Source organism: Bifidobacterium merycicum DSM 6492 (genome assembly GCF_900129045.1).
GTDB lineage: Bacteria > Actinomycetota > Actinomycetes > Actinomycetales > Bifidobacteriaceae > Bifidobacterium > Bifidobacterium merycicum.
In genome coordinates this window covers 217,465-239,209 of record NZ_FQTX01000002.1, presented here as the reverse complement: position 1 = coordinate 239,209, position 21,745 = coordinate 217,465, and the positions used below count along the sequence as shown (strand labels likewise).

The following is a 21,745-nucleotide window of genomic DNA, read 5'->3' as shown; positions in this document are numbered from 1 at the left end:
GACGATGCCGGTGTTCTCATTCCACCGGCGCCATCACCGCCGACACCGTCCAAATTGAACGCTCAGGGTGTTCAGGAACAAGTGCCGACAGTGAACACCTTTATTCGATCACACACAACTCGTCCAGCCATGCGCGGACGGCGGCGCGCAGTTCGTCCAGCGATCCGAAAGAGCGGTCGCACATCACGCCGGCCAGCGCCATGGTCGCGTGCCATGCCGTGTTCTCCGCGGACGGCTTGTCCTTCGGCCTGCGCACGCGCCCCGGTATCACCGCGGCGGAATGATGCTCGGCCATGGAACGGTACGCGTCGTCGAGCACGACCTCGCCTTCGCGCGGATGGCTGACCACTCCGGTCCTGAGGCTGTCGCACGCCAGCCGCGGTGTGGAGCCTCCGAACCATTCGTGCATCGCGACGTGGCACCGCGGCCACGCGTTCTGGCCCATGTCGGGCGTCGGCTCCACGGACGCGTACCGGCCGATCGGCGGCACGCCGACGAACAGGTACGCCCTGGACCCGTCGCCCGTGACCGGGTCGACGATCCGTATGGTCTTGCCGGCCCGGTCGACCTCGATGGCCCGTCCGGCCCTGTGCTCGACCCCACTCGTCACACCGGTCCTCGCCGCATACGCGGCGTGCTGCTTGCGGAAACGGTCGCAACCCATGCGCGGTCTGCCGGCGCTGGCGCATTCATCGGCGTACTCGCCATGCAGGATGCGCAGCGTCACGCCGACGCGGGCGAGCTCGCGGTGAATCCCGGCCCAGTCGGGCTGTTCGTACACGCTTTCCCGTTCGCCCCTTGCCGGGGAACGGCATCGAATACACCTCGTCGTCAGGATTCGCGGCCACGTCCGGATAGGCGATTCCCGCGGCGGCCGGGGCGGACGGCACCTCGGCCACGCTCTGTCTCGCGATTCCCGGAGATCTGGCTATCGCCCTGCCGGACAGGTTCTGGTCGTTCAGGCGGGGTATCGCCTTGGCCTTGGTTTTCCTTGCCATGTTGGCAGCTTCCTTTCACCACACGTGCCTCGCATGGTGAAAGGAGCCTGACAAGCGGTGGCCTCGATACGCAATAACGATGGCATTGAACTGCAATAATCGTCAAAAAGTGCGATTGGCCTTCTCCTGCAATAACGATGGCCTCAAAACAAGCAATATTCAAAAACTGCGTTTTATCTATGAGACGGGGGCCGATTATGTCTCCGGGGGGTGTGAGAATCGTCTGTGCAGACAATAGCGGAATTGCCTTTTTATAGGGGGTGCTTATCACGTTTGTGTACGGGTATGCATACCATGATCAAAGGCTGTTCTGCCGGGGTGCTAGAGAGAGAAGGACGGGACTCGCATGCCGACCACAGGTCGATCGATTACAAAAAGAGCCGATAACGGCCGTTGTGTCGGCTTTGGCGGGCACGCCGTCTGCACTCCGCTTTCCGAGACCGTTACGGAGGTCCGTGGGATTTGAGCGAGTCGATCCGCATAGCAGTCGCAATGCACAAGCCGTACCGCACGCCCGGCGACCCGGCCTACCTGCCGCTCCACGTCGGGGCAGCTCTGCACCCGGACGTGCTACCCGACATTCAGGGAGACAACGAGGGCGATAACATCTCGCCCCTCAACGCAAGCTATTCTGAACTGACGGCCCTGTACTGGATGTGGAGGAACTGCGACGCCAACTACAAGGGCCTCGTCCACTACCGCAGGCTGTTTGCGTCCCCCAGTCTCGCGAACCGACTGCAAAAAGACCGGTTCGTTCGAATCGCATCCGGCAAGGAGATTAGGGAAGCGCTGAAAAAGACCGGCGTAGTCGTGCCCTGTAGGCGAAACTACTATATCGAGACGATGCGCTCGCACTATGCGCACACGCTCGATGGATCCCATCTGGACGTTATGAGGGGCATTCTCGCGTCGAAGGCTCTCGAATACGTTCCCATGTTCGACAAGTGCATGGCCTCTACTGGCGGCCACATGTTCAACATGTTCGTCATGCGCGCCGACTTATTCGACGCGTACTGCGCATGGCTCTTCCCGCTGATCGACGAATTGACTAAACGGATCGACGCCTCGGCATACACCCCATTCGAGAAACGTTATCCCGGTAGGGTCAGCGAGCTCCTGCTGGACGTGTGGCTCAAAACAAACGGACAGGGTGTCGTCGAATTGCCCCTTACCAGCCCGGAACCGACCGACTGGTGGGAAAAGGGCGCGGGATTTCTCATGGCCAAGTTCGCCGGCAGGAAATACGCGAAGAGTTTCTGACATGCAAAACACGAAACGCTCCGGCAGGAGCATGTCTTCCAAGAAGATCACGCGTCTAGCGCCTTTGGAACGTAACGTCGGCATCGCTCTTACCGCCTCCATAGTCCTGACGATGCAGACCATCTATGTGAAAATGGCTGGAGCTCCCATTGGCATACTGTTCAACGCCTGCATGCTGGGATTGGGATGCTTCCTCGTTTATCTGAAACGCAAAACGCACATACCGAAATCGTTGGTGCAAAAAATAAGCATTTTCGGCCTGTTGTTCACCAGCATTCCGGTTCTGCAGATTTTATTTCTACGTAAGGCGATTAACTTTTCGGCATTGCTTCTTATCGTGATTCTTTTCGTCGGGTTTTTCTCGGTGTGCTGCATTTGCGTCTACCATCTGGGAATCAAGAGAATATTAGACAACGTTGCCGACGTCATGTTCGTCATCACTTGCATTGGTCTCGTGCTGTATTCCACAGGACAAGTGCTGCACATCGTGAAGCCTTTGGGTAGAATAGTCTACTCTTGGGGTGGAGCACACGTTGCATCATCTTGGTTTTTCCTGCTGTTCAATCCGCAAGGTTCTCCTTATCACGCGTTCCGTAACGGCAGATACACAAGCATCTTCACCGAAGCGCCGATGTGCAGTTTCATGTTGTGCGCGACGCTCATCATTATGCTTTTCATCTCCGAACGGAAGGTAAGTTACCTGAAGATAGCGGTGATATCCGTCGCGATATATTGCACGGTGTCCACGACCGGCTACATCATCGTGTTGCTGGCTGCAGGAGCCTACGTGCTGACGAGCAAATCGATGAACGCCGTCTTCCGGTGGTTGTTCATCGTAGTGTGTGTTCCCATACTCGGCTACTTCGTCATCGACATGTACCAGACAAAGCAAACAGCCGATGTTGGAAGCATCGCCGACCGCAACGCGAATTTCAGTACGGGAATGTCTGATTTCCTGAATTCTCCTCTGTTCGGACAAGGATTCAAATCCGACGCTATTGGCGTTGCCGGGTTTAATACAAGTGTTTTCTCGAACGTGCTTCAGCAGGGCGGCATTCTCTTTTTCTTTTGGTATTTCATGCCGATTCTTCTGGCTGTTTTCATAATGCTCGGAAAACGTCAGACGAAATATCTTATTGCGACGGTGTTGTATTTGGCACTCATCTACGTGTCCGCCGTCACGTACACGGGATTCTCGATTTTGTTGGTGTCCATTTTCCTTGTCTACGCGGAAACGAATACGAAAGGCGGAACTGATGCGCAACGCGTCCACGGGTCGGGGACCCGTCAACATCGTGGTGCCGGTCTACAACGTCTCTGACCTGCTATCCCGATGCGTCGACTCACTGCTCGCACAGACATACGAGGATGTACGAATCGTCCTGGTCGACGACGGGTCCACAGACGACTGCCCCGCAATATGCGACCGATACGCAGAACAAGACCCGCGCGTCACCAGTCTCCACAGGACGAATGGCGGGCTCTCAGCTGCCCGTAACACGGGAATCGACCACGTGTTCTCAATCGAAGAACCCTCGCGCGGACGATACATAGCGTTCGTGGACTCCGACGACTGGGTCGAGCCCGGATACGTCGAGTCCATGCTCGAGACGCTGGAGGCGTCCGGCGCGGACGCGGCGCAGTGCGGCCATTTCGTCTCCTACACGCCGGACAACGAGGACGACAAGGACCCCGCCCACACGCGCACGACGCTCGACCGTGCGCAAGCAGTTGAGAGCCTGTGTCGCAACGGCCTGTGGGACGTGACCGCATGGAATAAGCTGTACCGGCTCGACCTGTTCAAGCAGATACGGTATCCGGAGGGACTCTTGTATGAGGACACCGCCACTACATACCTGATCACGCAGGAATGCGACAGGGTCGCGGCAGACATGACACCCCAATACCACTACGCGCAGCGCTACACGTCCATCGCGAACGGCACCACCTGGAAGGACAGCAAGCTGGACCTCGTGCTCGCCGGCGACCGGATGGCCGCATGGGTGTGCGAGCACTATCCCGACCTTAAAACGGCCGCAGCTGAGAAGCGGGCGTACGTGCGCCTCTCCACGCTTTCCCAGATGGTCAACACTGGTCATCATGACAAGGACCTCGCCCGAAGACTGCGCCGGGAGGTCCTCTCGGTTGCACCAACCGTGCTATGCGATCGCAGGGCGTCGAAGCGCGACAAGCTCGGTATTCTCGCCCTGCTTCCCGGCTTCTGGTGCTATCGCGCCATCTGGAGTCGCTACTACGAGGCCAAACGAAACAGGACTGTGGCCGGTCCGACCGGAACACCCGACACGACAGGAAAGGAACAATCATGACAACAGCGGCGGTGATCACGCTCCATCAAGTCGACAACTATGGCACACAGCTTCAGGCATACGCCACGCAAGAGAAGCTGAAGCAGTATTTCGACAACGTCGTTCTCATCGACTATCGACGTCCCGATACGTATGGTAAGGGCCTAGTCGACTCCTTCGCCAAGGGCAATCCGGTGAAGGCCCTGGCGTTCCTGCCAACCTACTTGCTATGGAAGAAAGTGTTCGACGGCTTCCGCAGCGAATATCTGAACCTCACGGAAAAGACGTATCTCAGCGAATCGGATTTCAAAAACTTCAACGATTTCGCTGACGTGTACGTTTCCGGCAGTGACCAAGTGTGGAATTCCGAATGGAACAAGGGAGTCATTCCATGCTTCTATCTGGACTTTGCCCCTGACGGAAAACCCAAGTACGCGTATGCGTCCAGCTTCGGCCGAAGCCATCTCGACGAGAACGAAGTCAACCAGTCGAAGAAGTACATTGATCGTTTCGACATGATCTCCGTACGAGAGCAGAGCGGCGTTGATATTCTGAACGATCAGTACGGATACCACAACGCTGTGCAAATCGTCGACCCCACGCTGGCGATGCCGGCATCGTTCTGGCGTTCCATCGCCACGAGACCGCGGGTTAAAGGCGACTACATCCTTATCTACAATCTGAACCGCAGCAAAGAGTTCGACGGGTATGCGGATGAACTGTCACGCAGAACAGGTCTGCCTATCTACCGATTCTGCACCCGCGTGGATCAAGTATTCCGGAACGGCAAAAGCCTCGTAGTACCTGAAATCCTCGATTTCGTTTCCCTTGTGGACAACGCGAAATACGTGCTGACTGACTCATTCCACGCGACCGCATTCTCCATGAACATGGGAACCGAGCCAATCTGCATCTACCCGGGCCAGTATTCCGGAAGGCTTTCCGAGTTCCTGAAGCTCGTGGACTCCGAGCAGTGCCATGTAGACGGATATGACGACTTCGACGTGATTAATCGGCATGTGGACTTCGCCAAGGTCGAACGAATACTCGACGCAGAGCGCACGAGGGTCGACGAATACCTCGCCAACATGCAGCAAGCAGTACTCGCAAACAAACAATGATTATTCATCACTCACACTTAATTGGAGGATTCAAATGAGTGAGAAGCTCAGGGCAGTGTTTCACGCGTGCGTCCCGCGTCCTATAGCGTCAGCAATACGAAATCTACGGCAAACGCTTCATCTTTACAAAGACTCCGTTCTTCAGGCACATCGATATAACCGAAACTACTCCCGTGTTGCCTCTACCGAGCTCACACAGTTGGAAACACGAATCATGTTCCTGAGCCATCAGATAGAAAAAGGACTCAGCCATGGCGATTTTCGATATGGCTTTGGACGCAAAGTGTTTCTCGCACTTCCAGCCATGCTCAAGAGCTTAGAGCTAGCCGACAGCAACTATGAGGAAAACACCGTATTTCAAGAGTCGATGTCAGCACTACATGAGTACATGGAACGTCATATTCGCGCGGGCAAGGATATCTCATGGCAAAAAAGTCTTTTCACCAAAGAGCAATGGAATCATATTAAGTCCGCAAATCCATCACGCGGGGGAAGCATCGTCATCCGACGGTCAACAAAAGCTAACAACTCGCTCCTACCTTACGCTCAACTTAATGAACACCGTCATTCGGTACGAGAGTTTTCCGATGAGCCAGTAGATATTAATCTCATCAAGCAAGCCATTGACATGGCTATGAGGACACCGTCCGTCTGCAACAGACAACCAACTCGAGTTCATCTGATCCTAAACCCTGAAATCATCACTAAGGCTTTGGCTATCCAAGGAGGAGTGGGAGGATATGCGGAACCCCCTGCCCTTATTCTCATTACTTCCGACCTGCGATCGTTCATCACATCCTATGAACGGAATGAGGGGTTCACTGACGGCGGACTTTTTGGTATGTCCCTTCTTTTGTCGCTTGAATCCTTAGGACTTGCTTCCTGCCCTCTGAACACCATGTTCACGGCAAAAGCAGATAAGGATACCCGCAAACTTCTGAATCTCCCTGATAACGAAGTGCCAGTCATGTACATTGAGGTCGGCAACTTCCTTGAGGAAACTCGCACATGCGCATCTGTTCGTTATACAGGAAATCAAATCACGACAGTCATCAAATAGGAACTGCTGATTTCTTACGCACGAATCTAAAACATTAGCTAGATGAGTTAACCTAAAGACAATGAAGGCTACGAATAACAAATCATATTCGCGTATTTTTAAGAATGCGTTGTTCCTATACGCTCTCACGTTTTCGAACTATCTGATCGGACTGTTGCTCCTGCCGTACCTGTCACGCGTGCTCAGCGTGGAGAAGTTCGGCGTGATCGGATTCGCGACGTCGTTCTGCCTGGTGTTCCAGATGGTGGTGGAGTACGGTTTCCAGCTGTCAACCACCGCGACCATCTCCGTGCATCGCGACGACAAAGCAAAAATGTCCCGAACCATCTCGACGATGACGTACACCAAGCTGTTGCTGGCATGCGGCGCGTCGGCCGTGTTCCTGGCATGCGCGACGTTCGTGAACATGCTCCGCGGCCATTTCGTAATCATCCTGCTGTTCTTCGTGGACTCGATCGCCAAAGCACTGCTTCCGGACGCCTACTTCAGGGGCATCGAACGCATGAAGGACATCACCATCCGCGCGGTGTTCGCGAAATCCGGAATCCTGGTGGCGACGCTGTTGTTCGTGAAGAGCGACGACACTCTGATCACATATCCCGTCTCGATGATCGTATTCGATACCATCGCGCTCCTGTGGGCGTTCTCCCTGCTCAAACGCGACGGTTTGAAGGCGACCGGCACCACCATGAGGGAAATGCTGGAAGCGTTGAAAGACAGCTTCTGGTTCTTCATATCCCGCATATCCGTGAGCATCAACGGATCATTGGGATCCATCTTCCTCGGCATGCGCTACAGCCCCGAATCCGTGGAGATGGGCCTGTACTCCGGCGCGACCAGGTTGTCGTCCGCCGGAGAGCAGATGATTCCGCCGCTCGGCGACGCACTCTACCCGTCGATGGTCAACAAGAAGGACTACAGGCTGTTCTACCGCATAGTGTTGCGGGGCGGCATTCTCTGGTTCCTCGCGTGTGTGCTGGTGGAAGTGCTGGCAACGCCGTTGTGCGTGCTGATTCTCGGCGGACAGTACGCCAGCGCGGGCGGGTTCCTACGGATACTGATGGTCGGCGTGTTCTTCGGATATTTCAGTTTCATGTTTGGCTATCCAGCGCTCTCGCCGATCGGGAAGGCGACTTGGGCGAACGCGGCGATCATGGTCAGTACGATCGTGAATCTTACGGCCTGCGCGGTCCTGTGGCTGGCCGGGAACATCACACCGTTGACGGTGTGCGTGGTGTTCTCCAGCACCAATATCACGACCTTCATCGTGCGCTTCGTCGCGTTCATGAAATTTAGGAACTTAGCGGAACAGGAAGCGAAATGAGTGGTTCCAAACGAGTCGAGTGGATCGACGTAGCCAAGGGTGTCGGCATCGTACTGGTCAGTTTCGGACACATCAGGAACGGTGACGGCGAAAGCGTGTGGCTGCCCGCATTGGACGCGCCCATCGACGCGATATACCTGTTCCATATGCCCTTGTTCTTCCTACTGGGGGGGCTCACGTTCAGTAGGAGGGGGCGGGTTCATGGCGTTCCTGGCGCGCAAGGCCAAGACGTTGCTGGTGCCGTATTACGTGTTCTCCCTGTACTTCCTCGCGAAACCGTTTGCGATACTGCTCATACCAGCCATGCGCGCGGCCTTCCAGACGAGCCACGACTACGGTATTGCGCACCAGTTCCTCGACGTGCTCGTCATGGGCAACGGACTGTGGTTCCTCATGGCGTTCTTCGTGGGCGAATGCCTGATGTACGGGCTGACCAGCCTGACTGATGACGGGCGCGTGCTTGCCGCTATTGGAATGGCATTCGTCATCCTGTCGACATTCGTCTCGTCCCAGACCGGATGGCCTGCACTACCCTTCCAGATTGTGGCCGGAGTCAAGGCAGCTGGCTATATGTGCGTCGGATACGTGCTGAAGGAATGGCTCAAAGCCATTCCGCGCGGAAGAGCGGGCGTATCGTCAGCTTGCGCGGCCATAGTGTTCCTGACGTTGGCGGTACCGGTCGTGGCCGGAATCGTACCGGATGGTCCGGCGCTGCTGACCGCATCGGTCGCGGCGGCATTCCTTGGCACGTTCGCCGTCATCTGGCTGTGCATCGCGGTGTGGTCATGCCGGATGCTGGCCCATATCGGCCGCTACAGCCTCGTCTATTACGCGCTGAACGCATTGACACTCAACATCGTGAAGATCGGGCTTTTCCGCGTCATCGGCATTGACGTGGCGTCCACACCGTGGTTTTCACAGCTTCTCGCGGGCCTCGCAGCCACCGCCCTTACGCTCGTGCTGCTGACCCTCGCGAACCTTTTCATACAACGCTGGATGTGGTGGGCCATAGGCAAAAAACGCCCATAAACCCGGGTATGGGGCTGCGGACATTTTCTTGGAGTTAATCACGCAGCCAATTCATGGCTCAGCCGGTATTGCACCGGGCTCATCCAACCAAGCGATTGCTTGATGCGATCGTGGTCGTACCAGTGGATGCACTCGTCGATCAACGCGAGCACCTCCCCACAGGTGCGCTCCTCCCACCGCTCGGGATAGACGGACCCGGCCCTCATCCCGCTGGAGAAGCCCTCCGCGGCCGCCTTCTCCAGCATGGTGTCGGCGAGCTGCGCGCTGGGGCCGTATCCGGCTATGCAGGCGACTATCTTGCCATCGTGGCGGTCGATCACCGACGAGAGATACGCCTTGCCGTCCGCCGTCTTGATCTCGGTGATGTCTGTCAGTCGCTTCTCGTTGGGACGTTCGGCGGTGAAGTCCCAGGCAATCAGGTTCCCACGGGAGCGGGAGTCGTCTCGCCCCCGTGGGAATCGTACCTGCGACGTCCAGGAACATGCGCCATGAGCCCGTCCTCGGCCATGATCCGTCCGGTCACCTTCTCCGAGACACCGGTTCTGAGCTCGGCCTTGATCCCGCGGTACCCGTAACAACCCTTGGACGCGGCGAACGCATCGGCCACCTCCCGCATCAACGCGTTCTCCAACTCCAATTCCTCGACCCTGCGGCGCAGCGCCTCCACGTCACCGTCATCGCCAGGGGAGTCGTCACCCGCGGCCTCGACAGCGCCCCGCCGTCCTGCGCGTCGTTCCCGTTCCTGGGCGGCAACGCGGCCATGCCGCCCTCGCGATACGCCTTGACCCAATGAGCCACGGCGCCCACGCTCACGCCGAGCTGCCGGGAGGCTTGCTTCTGCCGCATGCCGCCCAATACCAGTTCGATCGCCTTCTGCCTGGTTTCCAGAGGGATGATGGGGCTCCTCATATGCCCAGCATAACGGGGATCCTTCGCCAGCCAGCGTTCCAGGCACTGCCTGGCCGGATAACCGAGATGTTCGACCACTTCGGCGGTCGTCATTGATGTCGTGAGATAGAGTTCCACCGCCCGCTTGCGTTCCTTGGGACTGAACACAACCAAATCCTTTCGTTCGGTCTCCAAGAAAATGTCCGCAGCCCCCACCCGAATCGGTTTTTGCGGATTGTGCCCGCCGGCTCCCTTATCTATGGGATGAGTATCGACATCGCTTATATTTCGTATTGCTTCCCTTGTACTTCTGGAGCTCCCCCAACACCAGAAAAAACTGCCATTGTTTAACGAAAACTTACTATTATACCTTGTCTTCTATCAGTATGCACCCTTATGAGTGATGACTGCACCGACTGTGCGGAAAAGCAGCACTATGTCTCCCAACACAGACCAGCTTTGCACGTAGCTGACATCCAAAGACTCCGACTCCTCCTTACTCAGGTTGGATCTGCCTGACACCTGCCATGGTCCAGTGATGCCGGGCTTGACCAGCATACGGGTAGCGTATGTTTGGTTGTATTGCGCCACTTCCTCGGGCAGCGGCGGGCGCGGGCCCACCACGCTCATGTCGCCCTTCAACACGTTCAAAAACTGCGGGAACTCGTCGATGGAGAACTTGCGGATAAACTTGCCCACCTTGGTGACTCGCGGATCGTCCTTCATCTTGAAAATGAAACGACCCTTCTGCCCAGTCTCCGCAGCCAGCTCAGCCTTCATCTTGTCGGCATTCACCACCATGGAACGGAACTTAATCATCTTGAACGGCTTGCCACGGCGGCCCACACGGGTCTGCGTATAGAAGATCGGCCCGCCATCGGTCACTTTGATGGCAATGGCCACCGGAACAGTGATGATGGCCGTACCCACCAATGCGAGCAGCGAGACCACAACGTCGAACACACGCTTCTGCAGCATCACAGCCGGCGAATACTGCGGCAGGCAGATGGTCATCACCGTAGCGCCATGAATCACACGCACATTCGTCTCATGGCCGCTCGCATCAGCGGCAGAGGTAACCAGCGCAATCTCCAGGTTCATGGATTCAAGACTCAACGCAAACGTATTGAAATTGTCGGAGAACCGCTGCAGCACATCCGTCACCATCACGGTTTGTGCGCCCATGGCCACAGCACGTTCGGCCAGATCGCCGCCATACGCCAGCACGGGAATCTCCTTACCACCAATCCGGCGAATCTCCTGCATAAACCCCTCGGGTGCGCTGGCAGCCTCAATATGCCCGGTCTGCGCATTCAAGCCAATCGGGCACACCGCCACCGTGCGGTAATTCAACTGCTGCTTCTGGCTCAGAAAACGCAACGCATGCTCAATGCCCTCGCACGAGCCAACAACCACCGTGGCATACGAGTAGGCGCCCTTCTCACGGCCGAACAGCACCAGGCGGCGAATCACAAACCGCTCAGCCATGGTGATCAGCAGCGCGCACACCATGATCAGCGCCGTGGAAAGCAGGGAAACATACGAGTTGAGAATAAAATCGACCGCGCACACCATAATGCCGGCGAGCACCGCGCCCTTGAACAGCAGCAGGTTCAGCTGGTAGCCGTCACCCATCACATGCCGGTGATACACGCCCACGCTGTGCATGCACAACGCCCAAATCAGCGCGCACACAACCACATACACGGCCAGGTTGATATGGAAATGGAAACGAGCGGAATACAACGCCGCCTCATTGCGCGCCATAAGCACAATCACCGAAGCGAGCACAAACGCGGCCATATCGCAAACAGTCAATGCCGCATTGACGAAGAGCCTCCAATACGCAACATTCACCAGCTGCTGCCATGATGTGTCTCTCAGTGCGGTGCTATTGGCTTGCGTCATGTCTTCTTTCTCCTGCCGGCTCTCCCCCCCCCCAAAGCGCATGGGGGGGCGACTTTCAATTTATCGAACGCTCAGTACATTACAAGCGTGCTTTCAGTAAATTTACCCATATTTTTTAGCTCAGCATATGCGCGTCTTGCTGCTACGCACGTTTTGCAGCGTTTCCATGTCATTTTCGATATGATTTTCTCCGCATTTCAACACATTTCCAACGAAAACACACACTTTTCATCAACAAATGTTGATGGTGCGGTGAGCGTTAACGGGGGGCAACGGGACCGCACGGCAGTTCGCCAAGCACCACACGCCTGCAGGCTTTGCACTTCGTTATGCGCTCAAACCCCGAGCAACCCGGCCACCAACAGTCAACGGTGGGAATAGTATGGCAAAGGCTTGTATGGGAAACAGCATGGGCAAAGCTAAGCATGCTTACATGGCGGCGGCCCGGCACCGAGCTCGGGATCAGATCGCAAAAGACGAAGCCACGCATGGACTGTAGGTAGATGGAGCAGGGTTATGAAGAAGAACAGAAGTTTGATTAGTCATTCCGCCAAGGAGCCGGGCAAGGAATCCGCCAAGGCCTCCACAGGTTCCACAGGCGCTTCGATGGCACGGGCACTGACCCGCGAGGAATCATACGTGAACGGCAAACTGACCCGCCCCGCATTGGTGTCCATCTCGATCCTGACGTTCATCACGTTCGTAGGCAACTTCACGCAGCTGCAGCTCAGCTCCGCACTGCCCACCATCGTGGCCGACTTCCACATTTCCGTAACCACCGGCCAATGGCTCACATCCGTGTTCCAGCTGGTCATGGGCGTGATGGTGCCGCTCACCGCGTTCCTGACGCGACGCTTCTCCACACGCCAGATCGTAATCTGCTCCATGGTGGTGTTCACACTCGGTTCGGCACTGGCCTGGCTTGGACCCACATTCGTACTGGTGCTGCTGGGCCGTTTGCTCGAAGCTGTGGGCACCGGCGTGATGTGGCCGGTACTGCAGATCACCGTGTTCTCCATCTACCCGCTGTCACGCCGTGGCGTGGCGATGGGCACCGTGGGCATGGCGATGAGCGTGGCTCCGGCGCTTGGCCCGACCATCGGCGGCTGGCAGACCGACATGACCGGCTGGCGCTCCATCTTCCTTACGCTCACGGTGATCGGCGTGGCCTCGGTGCTGCTGGCCGTATGCTTCCTGCATAATTTCGGCGAATCTGACCGCACGGCGCATGCGGACTTCTTCTCCGTGGTGCTGTCGATATTCGGCTTCGGAGGGCTGATGTTCGGCTTCACCAACATCGAGGCGTATCCGTTTACGAACCCGATGGTGTGGAGCGCAATGCTGATTGGAGTGCTGGGTATCATATGGTTTGTGGCCCGCCAGTTCATCGCACCATGTGAACCGGGTTCCAACGTGATGAAGCGGCTGGTCGCACGCTCCCCCAAGGTGGAAGTGCCGCTGCTCGACCTGCATGTGCTGCGCAACAAAAGCTTTACAGTGGGCACGATGACGGCAGCGTTGGCGTTCTTCGCGTTTAGCTCGATCATGGTGATCATTCCGCTCTACATTCAAAACGACCGCGGCTATTCGGCCATGATGAGCGGCCTGATCATGCTTCCAGGCGCGATCGGCCAGTGCATCGCACAGTTTGGTGGCGGGCGTGCGCTCGACCGTTTCGGTGCACGCCCCGTGGCATTGGTCGGCACCACGATTCTGCTGCTCGGCACACTCGGCATGAGCCTGATCGGGCCTCACACATGGATCTGGTGGGTGTCGATCTGCCAGTTCACACGCCAGATTGGCATGGGATTCGTGCTGATGCCGGTAACTACATGGTCATTGAACTGTCTCGCCTCACATGAGGTTGCCGCAGGATCGGCGGTAACGAACACGGTACGCCAGATCGCGGGTGCCATGGGTGCGCCGATTCTGGTGATCGTCATGGAATCAATCGCCGCGACACGTACCGCCGCGTTGGGTGGCGGGCATGCGGCTGCGATTGCGGGCAGTATTTTCGGCGTGCAGTCGGTGCTGCGCCTCAGCACGCTGATCGTGGCGGTGATGCTGGTGATCGTGTTCCTCGGTGTGCGCGGCGAGGGCGCCGGTTCGGCACGTGACCTGGCACGCAGGACCGTCGCCAAGCTGCACAAATGATGTGGCTTGGGACTGTAGCTGCTGCTACGCAGCGATAACTGTGACTGCGTGACAACAACTGTGACCAATGGGACATATTCTGTCACTCCAGTCACAGTTGCTGTCACTTTTACCTCGTGTTGTTGTCGCTGCAGTCGCAGTAAACGGATATACCCATGATGGGCCTGTAGCAGTGCAGGTTCATCGTCCATCGTTCACCGTTCAGCAGGCGGTGGGACGGCGGCGAGCGCCAATCCTCCCACCACGCTCCCCCGCGCCCCGCGTATCGCTTCGGCGCACCGGCGCATGGTTGTCCCTGTGGTCACAATGTCGTCCAGGATCAGCACCTTCTTGCCCGCTATAAGCCCCGGGTCGTTCACCTCCAACTGCCCGTCGAGTCGGGCTGCCCTGCCGAGTGCGCTGTGGGTTTCCACGGCTTTGCCCTGTATGTGCCGTGTTCGTAGCGCGTTCACGGCACAGGCTTCCACTCCGGCGGCTGCCAGTTCTGCGGCTGCGGCTTTCGCGAGCGGCCAGAGGTGTCTGCGCCCGCGTGTGCGCATGGATTTGGGTGATGATGGTGCGGGTACGACCAGTATTTGTGTTTGACTGCCTGTTTGGTGTTCCGTCTGTGGCATGGGCTGTGGCAGAGTCTGTGGCTTGGTCTGTAGTGTTTCGATGATGCCGCTGTCGGCTACCAGTTGCCGGCATACTTGGCTGAATGCCTTGTCACATTCCGTGTCGCCGTGGTCTTTCCATGAGAGGATTGCCCGGCGTACGTGGCCTTGGTAGGTGCCTGCCGCGTATATCATCGCGCAGGCCGGTTGTTGGATTGCCGCCGATGGTATGCCGTTCAGTGCGTTTGGCGCGGTGGCTGCGCCCGGCGTGCCGTCTGATGCGCCGCTTGGTGTGCCGTTGAGTGGCAAGACCGTATGTCTGCGGAATAGCGACTGGCAGTCGCTGCATAATATTTCGTCCGGCTTGTCGCAGCCTGCGCATCCTCTGGGCAGGATGAGCCCCAGCATGCCCCGCCAGAATGTTTGGGGCGCTGATTGAAGCGTGCCGTTCACGCAATACGCTCCAGCATCGCGTCGATGAACTTCACCGTGTCGTCTGGGTTGTTTACCGCAACTCCCATGGCGCCCGCCTGTACGGCCGGGTAGTCGTTGCCGTCCTCGTTCATGCGGTCGCCTACGAATATCATCCGTTCCACCGGGAAGTTGTTCAGTCTGGCGAGTTCGCGCACCGCGAATCCTTTGTCGATGCCCTGCTGCGAAACGTCGATACTGGTGTAGCCTCCGGCGTGCACTTTCAAATCCGGCAGGTCAGCGGCCACCGCTTCGGCCAGGCGGCGTTTCAACGAACCATCCGGGTCGAACGCCTGTTTCGCCTCCAACGGGGCCTGCTGGCCGAGCACCGACAATGTGATCTGCGATCCCCTGTTCTCGATGCGCTCACCCCATACATGGCCTGGCCACAGGCCCATTTCGCGGGCGCGGCGCTCCAGACTCGCCGAAGCTCGTGCGCACTGGTCCGCAGTCAGATCATGGCTGAACACGCGCGTCCATTCGCCGTTCAGCCAACGGTAGTAGCGGGTGCCGCTGGTGGGCATGAGATGCATGTTGCTCTTGCATGCCTGCGGGGCGAGCACGTCGATGATCTGGCTGACGACCAGCTCCCAACGCCCTCCGGTGATCACCGCCACGTCGATGTGGTTGGTGAGTTCGCTGAAACGCCCCGCCACACTGGGGAGCATGGGCTTGCGGGAGTTGGCGAGGGTGTTGTCAAGATCGAATCCGATGATGCGTGCGCTGCCGGCAAGGGCGTCGTAGTCCAAACGGTCCCATCGTTGGATCATGCTTGCTCTCCTTTGCCGTGCACGGTTGAATGTTCAGTATCCTACCCTAATGCCAGTGGCATGTCATACAGTGAAACCATGGTTGAAGCTCCATGGAATACTCGCGTTTACCGTAATCGCCACGGCAGAGGCACCCGCACTCCCATGTTCGGCGTGCGCCTGCCCAGGTACCGCACCCGTTCGGGCATGTTCGACGATCTGCTCGCGGCGCATATCCGCAGATTGAATAACGCATGGCCCGAACTGATCCGCCCGATCCAGTTCGCCGTGGAGGACGTACCGCCTTCCGACCCGGTGCCCTGGGAGTTGGAGCCCAATGTGATGTCGCGTCTGTTCCCCGCCGCGCATGGCATGCCGGCGCGCATTGTGCTCTACCGTATGCCGTTGCAGAGCAGGGCACGCAACCGGGACGACCTGCAATGGGCGATCCGCGACGAACTGGTGGTGCGTGTGGCCGAACTCTACGGGCGCAGACCGGAGGAGATCGACCCCGACTACCAGTGGTGAGCACGGCATTTCAGCCCTGAACGAAAACGCTGGCTCCGGCATTCAACGATGCCGGAGCCAGCGTTTCGATTACGCCTTCAGCCTTCCAGCGGCTAGCGCACCAGCAATAGGCTGTTGGTCGAGGTGATACGCGCCACGCGCACCCCAAGCTTGGTCGGCCCGACCGCGGACACGCCGGCGACCTTCTTGCCCGCCAAGGCGTCGGATCCAAGCCGCAGGCCCCAGGCAACCGTATCGTCTTTGCATGCCACCACGGCCGCCACGCCCTGCGTGTCCATGGTCATGGCGCTATTGGCCTTGATGGTTACCTGCTTACCCTGCCGCATCGAACCGTCATCGTTCATAAACGCCACGGTGGCGGTGGTTTCGGCATTGGAGGTGTTGGCCAAGGTGAGTGACAGATCGTAGCCGTCCGGCAGGGATATGACGGAACGCTTCTCGGGAGCCACGGCAGGCAACAGGGCGAAATCCTCCTGACCATCGCCGCCATTGGCCGTCACCTTGGCCTGAGCCAGGAACACGTCGTCGCTGTCCAGCTGGATGCCGCTCACGCCGGACGGCACGCTGCCCAAGTCGATGGCACTGACCTGCTGGCCTCTGATATCGAACGTGCCCAACGAGATGAGACCGTTGTCGCTCACCCACGAGGCTCGGACCGTGGCGTTCTTCCTGCCATACAGGTACAGGGTGGTCTTGTCGCCCTTCCTGACCGAAGGAATCAGATTCGACGTGCCCTCGGTGCCCAACGGCATGGCAAAATCGGATCCCTTAGGCGTCAAGCCGTCCATTACCAGCACGCGCACGCTCGCCGCGACCGCAGTGGATTCGCTGGTCACCTTCACATACAGTCCGTCCTGGCCGGGGGCCGCGGCGGACAGGTCCATGGTGGACTGCCCGTTGCCGCGCACGGTAACGTTGCCCGACGTGGCCAGGCTCATCTTGCCCACGTTCTTCGTGCCATATACCTCCACGCTTACCGTGGTGGGCTTGGACGACGGGTTCGCCAATACGAGCTGCTGGTTGGAACCCGTGCCGGTGGAGGGCAGCAGGAACGCCTGGCTGATGGCCGGCACCACGCAGGTCGCGGCAGAGATGCCGCGCAGATCGCCTTCCGAAGCCTGGGATGCCAGAATGCCCGCCTGGCCTGATTTGGCGTCGGCCTTCAACAGGTTCGCGTCGAACAGGCGCGGGTAGCCGTTGTCGTCGCGGTAGGTCATGCCGTTATCGCTGTCGGCGTTGGCCGGGCCTGACAGGTTGGCGGTTTGAGCGCCCGTGACTTCGAATGGGCTGACGGACGCGGCATGCACGGTGCCGAACGCGGCGAAACTGGCGGAAGACGAGATATTGCCTTCGGAGGCGCGGTAGTCGCTGTCGCCCCAATCGGTGGAATCCGGCAGCTGCATGCGTTCCCCGCAATACGATTCCAAACGTTCCTGCACCACACGATGCGAGGTTGCGGAACTGCCGTTCGCCGGGTCGACCAGCCACTGGGGCATATTCGCCACACCCATGAAGGCGAGCGCGCCCACCAGGATCAGCGAGGTGATGATGGCGGCGATGACGCGCAGCACGCGAGCGGCGGTTGAATTCGATGTCATGCTTCCTCCTGAGGCTGCTGGTCGCGTTTGCGTGGGAATGCGACAAGCACGTAGAGCAGGAATATCACGCACAGGGCCGCCAGCCACGCGATGCGCCACATGTTGTGCCGTGCCTCGTCCTGCCCGGCGGCGTTCACCGTCATGCCCTTGCCGTCAGCGGCGGTGAGGCGGTAGTAGGTGCCATTCTCGTTGGCGACGACGGTTTGCGTGCCGTCGGATGCGGCGAGATTGGTGGCGAGCTCTTCGCTGCCGATGCCGCCGGTCACTACGAATATGCCGCCGAAGCCGAGTTTGGCCAGCGAGGCCACTGCCGAGGAGTCGCTGTTCGACAGGAGTCTGGAGGCGAGTTCGCCGATGGTGCGATCGGTGTTGTCGTGCCCGCCGGATGCCACGGTTGCACGCCATGCGGGCGAACTGTCGATAAGGTCGCCGCGCGAGGTGCGCATGATGCTGTAGGAGACTTCGGTGCGTGAATCCGCGTATAGCGCGAGCACACGCTGATCGTGGTTGCTGTGCACGCTGTCTGTGGCGACCATGGGCATGCCGCTGCTGCTTACCGCTACCTGCCCTTTGCCGTTGCGTTCGAATGCGAAGCCGGACCATACCACGATGCTGGCCGCGAGTATGAGCACGAGTAGCATGCGGCCGACCGCCACGAGCCAATGCAGGCTGGATGCTGTCTTGCCGTTGCTCCCGCCCTCCTGCGCTTGTGTTTTGGTTGTTTTGGAGACGCGCAGGGCTTTGAACTTGCGTACCGCACCTCCGGCCATCAGACACACGCACGACATCAGGCCGAGCATGGCCAGTGTCAGGCCGGGAAGCACGGAGCCGGCAATCGCACCGGTCGTACCGAACGCGATGACCACATGGGCGGAAACCACGGCGAGGGCTCCACCGGTGAGCATCACGACCCACATCATGCGCGAAACACGCAATGCGAATGGCAGCATCAGCGAAACGATTGCGAGCGCCAGCGCCACGATGAGCGCGACGAGGATGCCCATGCTGTAGCCGCCGTCCATCAGGTCGTCGAGCGGATTGTAGATGTCGATGCCGAACGCGCGGTCCACCACTCCGGACAGGTTGAGCGAATCCGGTGAGCCGTTCACGTCGACGGAGGGGACGTTCATGTCGCCGAAGATCTGCCGCCATGCGCCGTGACGTGCGAGACGTGCGGCGTGCACCAGCGTGGGCGCGCACAGGAATGCGGCCGGGATGGGCATGAGCAGCAGCATGGCACGGTGGCGTGGAACGAACAGCAGGAACACGAGGAAAGTGACGATAAGCGGCAGTAGCAGTTGCGGTTCGGCGGCGACGACCGGCATGAAGCACAATGATGCGGCGGCCGCGGCTTGCACGGATGCGCGCGGACGTACCTGATCCTCGGTGTGGTAGAGACCGACCGCGCGGAACACGAACGCGAATGCGGCGGGCAGGAAGATCATCACGGTGAGCATCGGCAGGTTCGCCGTGGCGTACAGGCCCATGGCGAGGCCGAACGCGCACCACAGCAGGCCGCTGGCGATGCGCACGGTGTCGGAGCGGGTGAAGATGCCGGCCAACGCCCAGAACGAGAGGGCGCTCAGCGGGGCCGCGAGGAAGAACAGCAGACCGGTGGCTGCGGCGACGTTGCCCAAGGTGAACAGGGATGTCGCCAACAGCACCCACAGCCAGGGGGCGGGCGGCATGGAGACGCCGCCTCCGATGTTCCACACCCATTGCGTGCTGGCGGCTTCGGCGAGCTGGCCGAACGTGGCTCCGGTAGGCAGCAGTTGGTTGGAATACAACGATCCGCCGGAGAACAGCGCGCGCAGGACGGGCCAATATATTACGGCCACGGCCACGAATGCGACAGCCGCCATGGCGAGCGCTGCGGACCAACGTTTCACGGCCCTGATGCGCAAGTGCGAGCGGACGAGCGGACTGAGCAGGGTGACGTTGCGCTGCCCGTCCAAGGCGTTTCTGCGGTCATGCCATTGGGCAAGCTGGGTGCGCGTCGCGGTGATCATGTTCAGCTGCGCGTGCGGAACCTTCGACTGGCGGGCGACCATGGCGCGCGCTTGGATGCCGGAAGTGACGGAGGTCAGTGCATGCCATGGCATGCACAGTTCGCACCATGCCTCATACGGCTGCTTTTTCACCAGTCGGGCGAGCGTTTTGAAGAACGCGGCGAATAGGGAGAAGATCCAGATCAGCGGCCAGCGTAGGCGCGCAATGTCGGTGTATTGATAGCGCTGCTCCGCCACAAGCACGCTCATGGACGGCTTCACGGGGAGTTCTTCGTCCACTTCCTCGCCGTTGCGGGTGCGCACCCCCTCGTAGCGGGCGCGGCGATGCGCGATGCGAGCCTGCGGAACCACGAGCACGCGGCCTCCGCTGCGGCTGACGCGGCGGCAGAAGTCGATGGACTCGGCGTAGGTGGTGAACCATCCATTGATGCCGCCCATGCTGCGCAGGGTCATCAGCGGCAGCAATGCGCCGGCGAGGGAGACACTGAACACGTCGGCGCGGGAATCGTACTGTTCCTGATCCGGTTCGCCGTCCACTACGAGCGAGACGACGCCATGCTTGTTCGCGTATGCGCCGACATCATGGAGGTTCTCCCCCTCCCAGTCAAGCTGTTTGGCACCCAGCAGGGACGCGCCGGGGGTGTTGCGCTGCGCTTCGAGCAGCACTTCGAGGCAGTTGGCGTTCGCCGGGCGGGAATCGTCGTGCAGCAGCCACAAGCTTTTCACCTCATCGCCGAGACGCGCCTTGCCGATCGCACGCTGCACCGCGTCGCCGAAGGAGCGTGCGCCGCGCGTGTTCACGACCTGCACGCTGACGGTCTGTGCCTGGGGCACGTATTCCAACGGTTCCGACGATGTCGTCACCACGTCGAATGACGTTTCCACCGGGTGCATGGTCTGCCCGCTGCAGTCGGCAACCACGATGACACCTGGCAGCACGGTCTGTTCCAGGACCGCAGCCAGTGTATCGGGCAGGAATCGGATATCATCCTCGCAGGTGACCACCGCAGTCACCGTTTCGGACACGAACTGGCAGTGGGAATACGGACGTGCGGCCAGCGCGTCGGACAGTACCTGCCGTACGCCGCCGTCAAGAATCCGTTGAAGATCTTGTGTCAAATCTGCTCCTTGCGCATCTTCTTGTACTTGCGACGTTCACGTTCGCTCATGCCGCCCCAGATGCCGAATCGTTCATCGTGCTCGATGGCCCAGTTCAGGCATTGTTCACGCACCTCGCATTGTGCACACACGCGTTTCGCGTCACGGGTGGAACCGCCCTTCTCGGGGAAGAACGCTTCGGGATCGGTCTGCGAGCACAACGCCTTGTTCTGCCAGGTGACATCACCGTCCGGCAGGAACAGCCCCCACAGCCCGCCGGTTGGCTCCTCATCGGAATCGTTGGCGATGCCCCACATACGCGCATCCTCCTTGCCCGCCCTTTTGACCTTGTCAACAACAGATAGATTACACACTTCGGGCTTCGTTTTTGTCAAGTTCAAGACATGTCATTACCACATGTTCGCACGGGATGTGCTATATAAAGGAAGCTTTCCATGTTGCGCGCATTTTTCAAGAAGGTGTGAGGAAACAACGCTTGCAGACCCCTTTTCAACTCCATGCCGTACAATCAAAACGTTTTGCCCCATACAGGAAGGTTCGCAAGCGTGAACGAGCAACGATCCGGTGCCGACATTCCCAGCAAGTCCGATGTGCCCAACGTGGGCGGCTGGAGGGATAGAGCGCCGCATC

At 58.9% G+C, this 21,745-nt stretch carries 20 protein-coding genes and 1 pseudogene; 11 read left to right on the top strand and 10 right to left on the bottom strand.

Features of this window, described 5'->3' with window-relative positions:
• Positions 1 to 100: 100 nt before the first annotated feature.
• The gene (locus tag BUB29_RS03535) at positions 101 to 781 is read right to left on the bottom strand and encodes an IS21 family transposase (protein ID WP_051914856.1); all 681 of its coding nucleotides are present in this window, start codon (positions 779 to 781) and stop codon (positions 101 to 103) included.
• A 679-nt stretch (positions 782 to 1,460) separates the two neighbouring features.
• Here BUB29_RS03535 and BUB29_RS03530 point away from each other — a divergent pair.
• From BUB29_RS03530 to BUB29_RS03500, 8 genes and pseudogenes are all read left to right on the top strand, one after another.
• Positions 1,461 to 2,258, top strand: coding sequence for a DUF4422 domain-containing protein (locus BUB29_RS03530; RefSeq protein WP_234945684.1), 798 nt, complete (start codon positions 1,461 to 1,463; stop codon positions 2,256 to 2,258).
• A 31-nt stretch (positions 2,259 to 2,289) separates the two neighbouring features.
• Entirely contained in the window at positions 2,290 to 3,579 is a 1,290-nt protein-coding gene (locus BUB29_RS03525; protein WP_156098181.1) for a hypothetical protein, read from the top strand.
• Entirely contained in the window at positions 3,515 to 4,585 is a 1,071-nt protein-coding gene (locus BUB29_RS03520) for a glycosyltransferase family 2 protein (RefSeq protein WP_051914854.1), read from the top strand. Before BUB29_RS03525 ends, BUB29_RS03520 begins: the two co-directional genes overlap by 65 nt.
• The gene (locus BUB29_RS03515) at positions 4,582 to 5,685 is read left to right on the top strand and encodes a polysaccharide pyruvyl transferase family protein (protein WP_033521752.1); all 1,104 of its coding nucleotides are present in this window, start codon (positions 4,582 to 4,584) and stop codon (positions 5,683 to 5,685) included. The genes BUB29_RS03520 and BUB29_RS03515 overlap by 4 nt, the downstream gene beginning before the upstream one ends.
• 214 nt (positions 5,686 to 5,899) lie before the next feature.
• Positions 5,900 to 6,745 carry a nitroreductase family protein gene (locus BUB29_RS03510; RefSeq protein ID WP_234945683.1) on the top strand — a complete coding sequence of 282 codons (846 nt, stop codon included), beginning with the start codon at positions 5,900 to 5,902 and terminating at the stop codon, positions 6,743 to 6,745.
• A 109-nt stretch (positions 6,746 to 6,854) separates the two neighbouring features.
• The gene (locus BUB29_RS03505) at positions 6,855 to 8,069 is read left to right on the top strand and encodes an oligosaccharide flippase family protein (protein WP_033521756.1); all 1,215 of its coding nucleotides are present in this window, start codon (positions 6,855 to 6,857) and stop codon (positions 8,067 to 8,069) included.
• Positions 8,066 to 8,248: pseudogene (locus tag BUB29_RS10300) on the top strand (acyltransferase family protein); the annotation flags it as partial. The gene BUB29_RS03505 and the pseudogene BUB29_RS10300, both read left to right, overlap by 4 nt.
• A 22-nt stretch (positions 8,249 to 8,270) precedes the next feature.
• Positions 8,271 to 9,098 carry a hypothetical protein gene (locus BUB29_RS03500; RefSeq protein WP_033521757.1) on the top strand — a complete coding sequence of 276 codons (828 nt, stop codon included), beginning with the start codon at positions 8,271 to 8,273 and terminating at the stop codon, positions 9,096 to 9,098.
• A gap of 38 nt (positions 9,099 to 9,136) precedes the next feature.
• Here the strand turns inward: BUB29_RS03500 and BUB29_RS10090 are convergent, their stop codons facing one another.
• The 4 genes from BUB29_RS10090 to BUB29_RS03485 all read right to left on the bottom strand — a co-directional run bounded on the left by BUB29_RS10090 (position 9,137) and on the right by BUB29_RS03485 (position 11,894).
• The gene (locus BUB29_RS10090; protein WP_081888358.1) at positions 9,137 to 9,418 is read right to left on the bottom strand and encodes an IS3 family transposase; all 282 of its coding nucleotides are present in this window, start codon (positions 9,416 to 9,418) and stop codon (positions 9,137 to 9,139) included.
• 95 nt (positions 9,419 to 9,513) lie between these two features.
• Positions 9,514 to 9,714, bottom strand: coding sequence for a helix-turn-helix domain-containing protein (locus BUB29_RS10085; RefSeq protein WP_051914849.1), 201 nt, complete (start codon positions 9,712 to 9,714; stop codon positions 9,514 to 9,516).
• Positions 9,714 to 10,154: a helix-turn-helix domain-containing protein gene (locus BUB29_RS10080; RefSeq protein ID WP_234945682.1), complete on the bottom strand. Its 441-nt coding sequence runs from the start codon at positions 10,152 to 10,154 to the stop codon at positions 9,714 to 9,716. The genes BUB29_RS10085 and BUB29_RS10080 overlap by 1 nt, the downstream gene beginning before the upstream one ends.
• 213 nt (positions 10,155 to 10,367) lie before the next feature.
• Positions 10,368 to 11,894: a sugar transferase gene (locus BUB29_RS03485; RefSeq protein ID WP_034249473.1), complete on the bottom strand. Its 1,527-nt coding sequence runs from the start codon at positions 11,892 to 11,894 to the stop codon at positions 10,368 to 10,370.
• Positions 11,895 to 12,500: 606 nt separating this feature from the next.
• Between BUB29_RS03485 and BUB29_RS03480 the strand changes: the two genes are divergently transcribed.
• Positions 12,501 to 14,048, top strand: coding sequence for an MDR family MFS transporter (locus tag BUB29_RS03480; RefSeq protein WP_052109166.1), 1,548 nt, complete (start codon positions 12,501 to 12,503; stop codon positions 14,046 to 14,048).
• Positions 14,049 to 14,242: 194 nt separating this feature from the next.
• Here the strand turns inward: BUB29_RS03480 and BUB29_RS10295 are convergent, their stop codons facing one another.
• Positions 14,243 to 14,587: a ComF family protein gene (locus BUB29_RS10295; protein ID WP_407640909.1), complete on the bottom strand. Its 345-nt coding sequence runs from the start codon at positions 14,585 to 14,587 to the stop codon at positions 14,243 to 14,245.
• 229 nt (positions 14,588 to 14,816) lie between these two features.
• On the opposite strand from BUB29_RS10295, the gene BUB29_RS10075 reads away from it, so the two are divergent.
• Positions 14,817 to 15,080, top strand: a complete 264-nt coding sequence (locus tag BUB29_RS10075) for a hypothetical protein (protein ID WP_234945681.1) — start codon at positions 14,817 to 14,819, stop codon at positions 15,078 to 15,080.
• Positions 15,081 to 15,090: 10 nt separating this feature from the next.
• On the opposite strand, the gene BUB29_RS03470 is transcribed toward BUB29_RS10075, so the two are convergent.
• Positions 15,091 to 15,882: an HAD-IIB family hydrolase gene (locus BUB29_RS03470; RefSeq protein WP_033521762.1), complete on the bottom strand. Its 792-nt coding sequence runs from the start codon at positions 15,880 to 15,882 to the stop codon at positions 15,091 to 15,093.
• 78 nt (positions 15,883 to 15,960) lie between these two features.
• Between BUB29_RS03470 and BUB29_RS03465 the strand changes: the two genes are divergently transcribed.
• Positions 15,961 to 16,389: a metallopeptidase family protein gene (locus BUB29_RS03465; protein WP_143155137.1), complete on the top strand. Its 429-nt coding sequence runs from the start codon at positions 15,961 to 15,963 to the stop codon at positions 16,387 to 16,389.
• Between the two features lie 92 nt (positions 16,390 to 16,481).
• On the opposite strand, the gene BUB29_RS03460 is transcribed toward BUB29_RS03465, so the two are convergent.
• The 3 genes from BUB29_RS03460 to BUB29_RS03450 are packed head-to-tail and all read right to left on the bottom strand — an operon-like array spanning position 16,482 to position 21,411.
• Positions 16,482 to 17,987 (bottom strand): DUF5719 family protein, encoded by a 1,506-nt coding sequence (locus BUB29_RS03460; protein ID WP_033521765.1) that lies wholly within the window; start codon positions 17,985 to 17,987, stop codon positions 16,482 to 16,484.
• The gene (locus BUB29_RS03455; RefSeq protein WP_081888356.1) at positions 17,984 to 21,115 is read right to left on the bottom strand and encodes a glycosyltransferase family 2 protein; all 3,132 of its coding nucleotides are present in this window, start codon (positions 21,113 to 21,115) and stop codon (positions 17,984 to 17,986) included. The genes BUB29_RS03460 and BUB29_RS03455 overlap by 4 nt, the downstream gene beginning before the upstream one ends.
• Positions 21,112 to 21,411: a WhiB family transcriptional regulator gene (locus BUB29_RS03450; RefSeq protein ID WP_033521767.1), complete on the bottom strand. Its 300-nt coding sequence runs from the start codon at positions 21,409 to 21,411 to the stop codon at positions 21,112 to 21,114. The genes BUB29_RS03455 and BUB29_RS03450 overlap by 4 nt, the downstream gene beginning before the upstream one ends.
• Positions 21,412 to 21,745 lie beyond the last annotated feature (334 nt).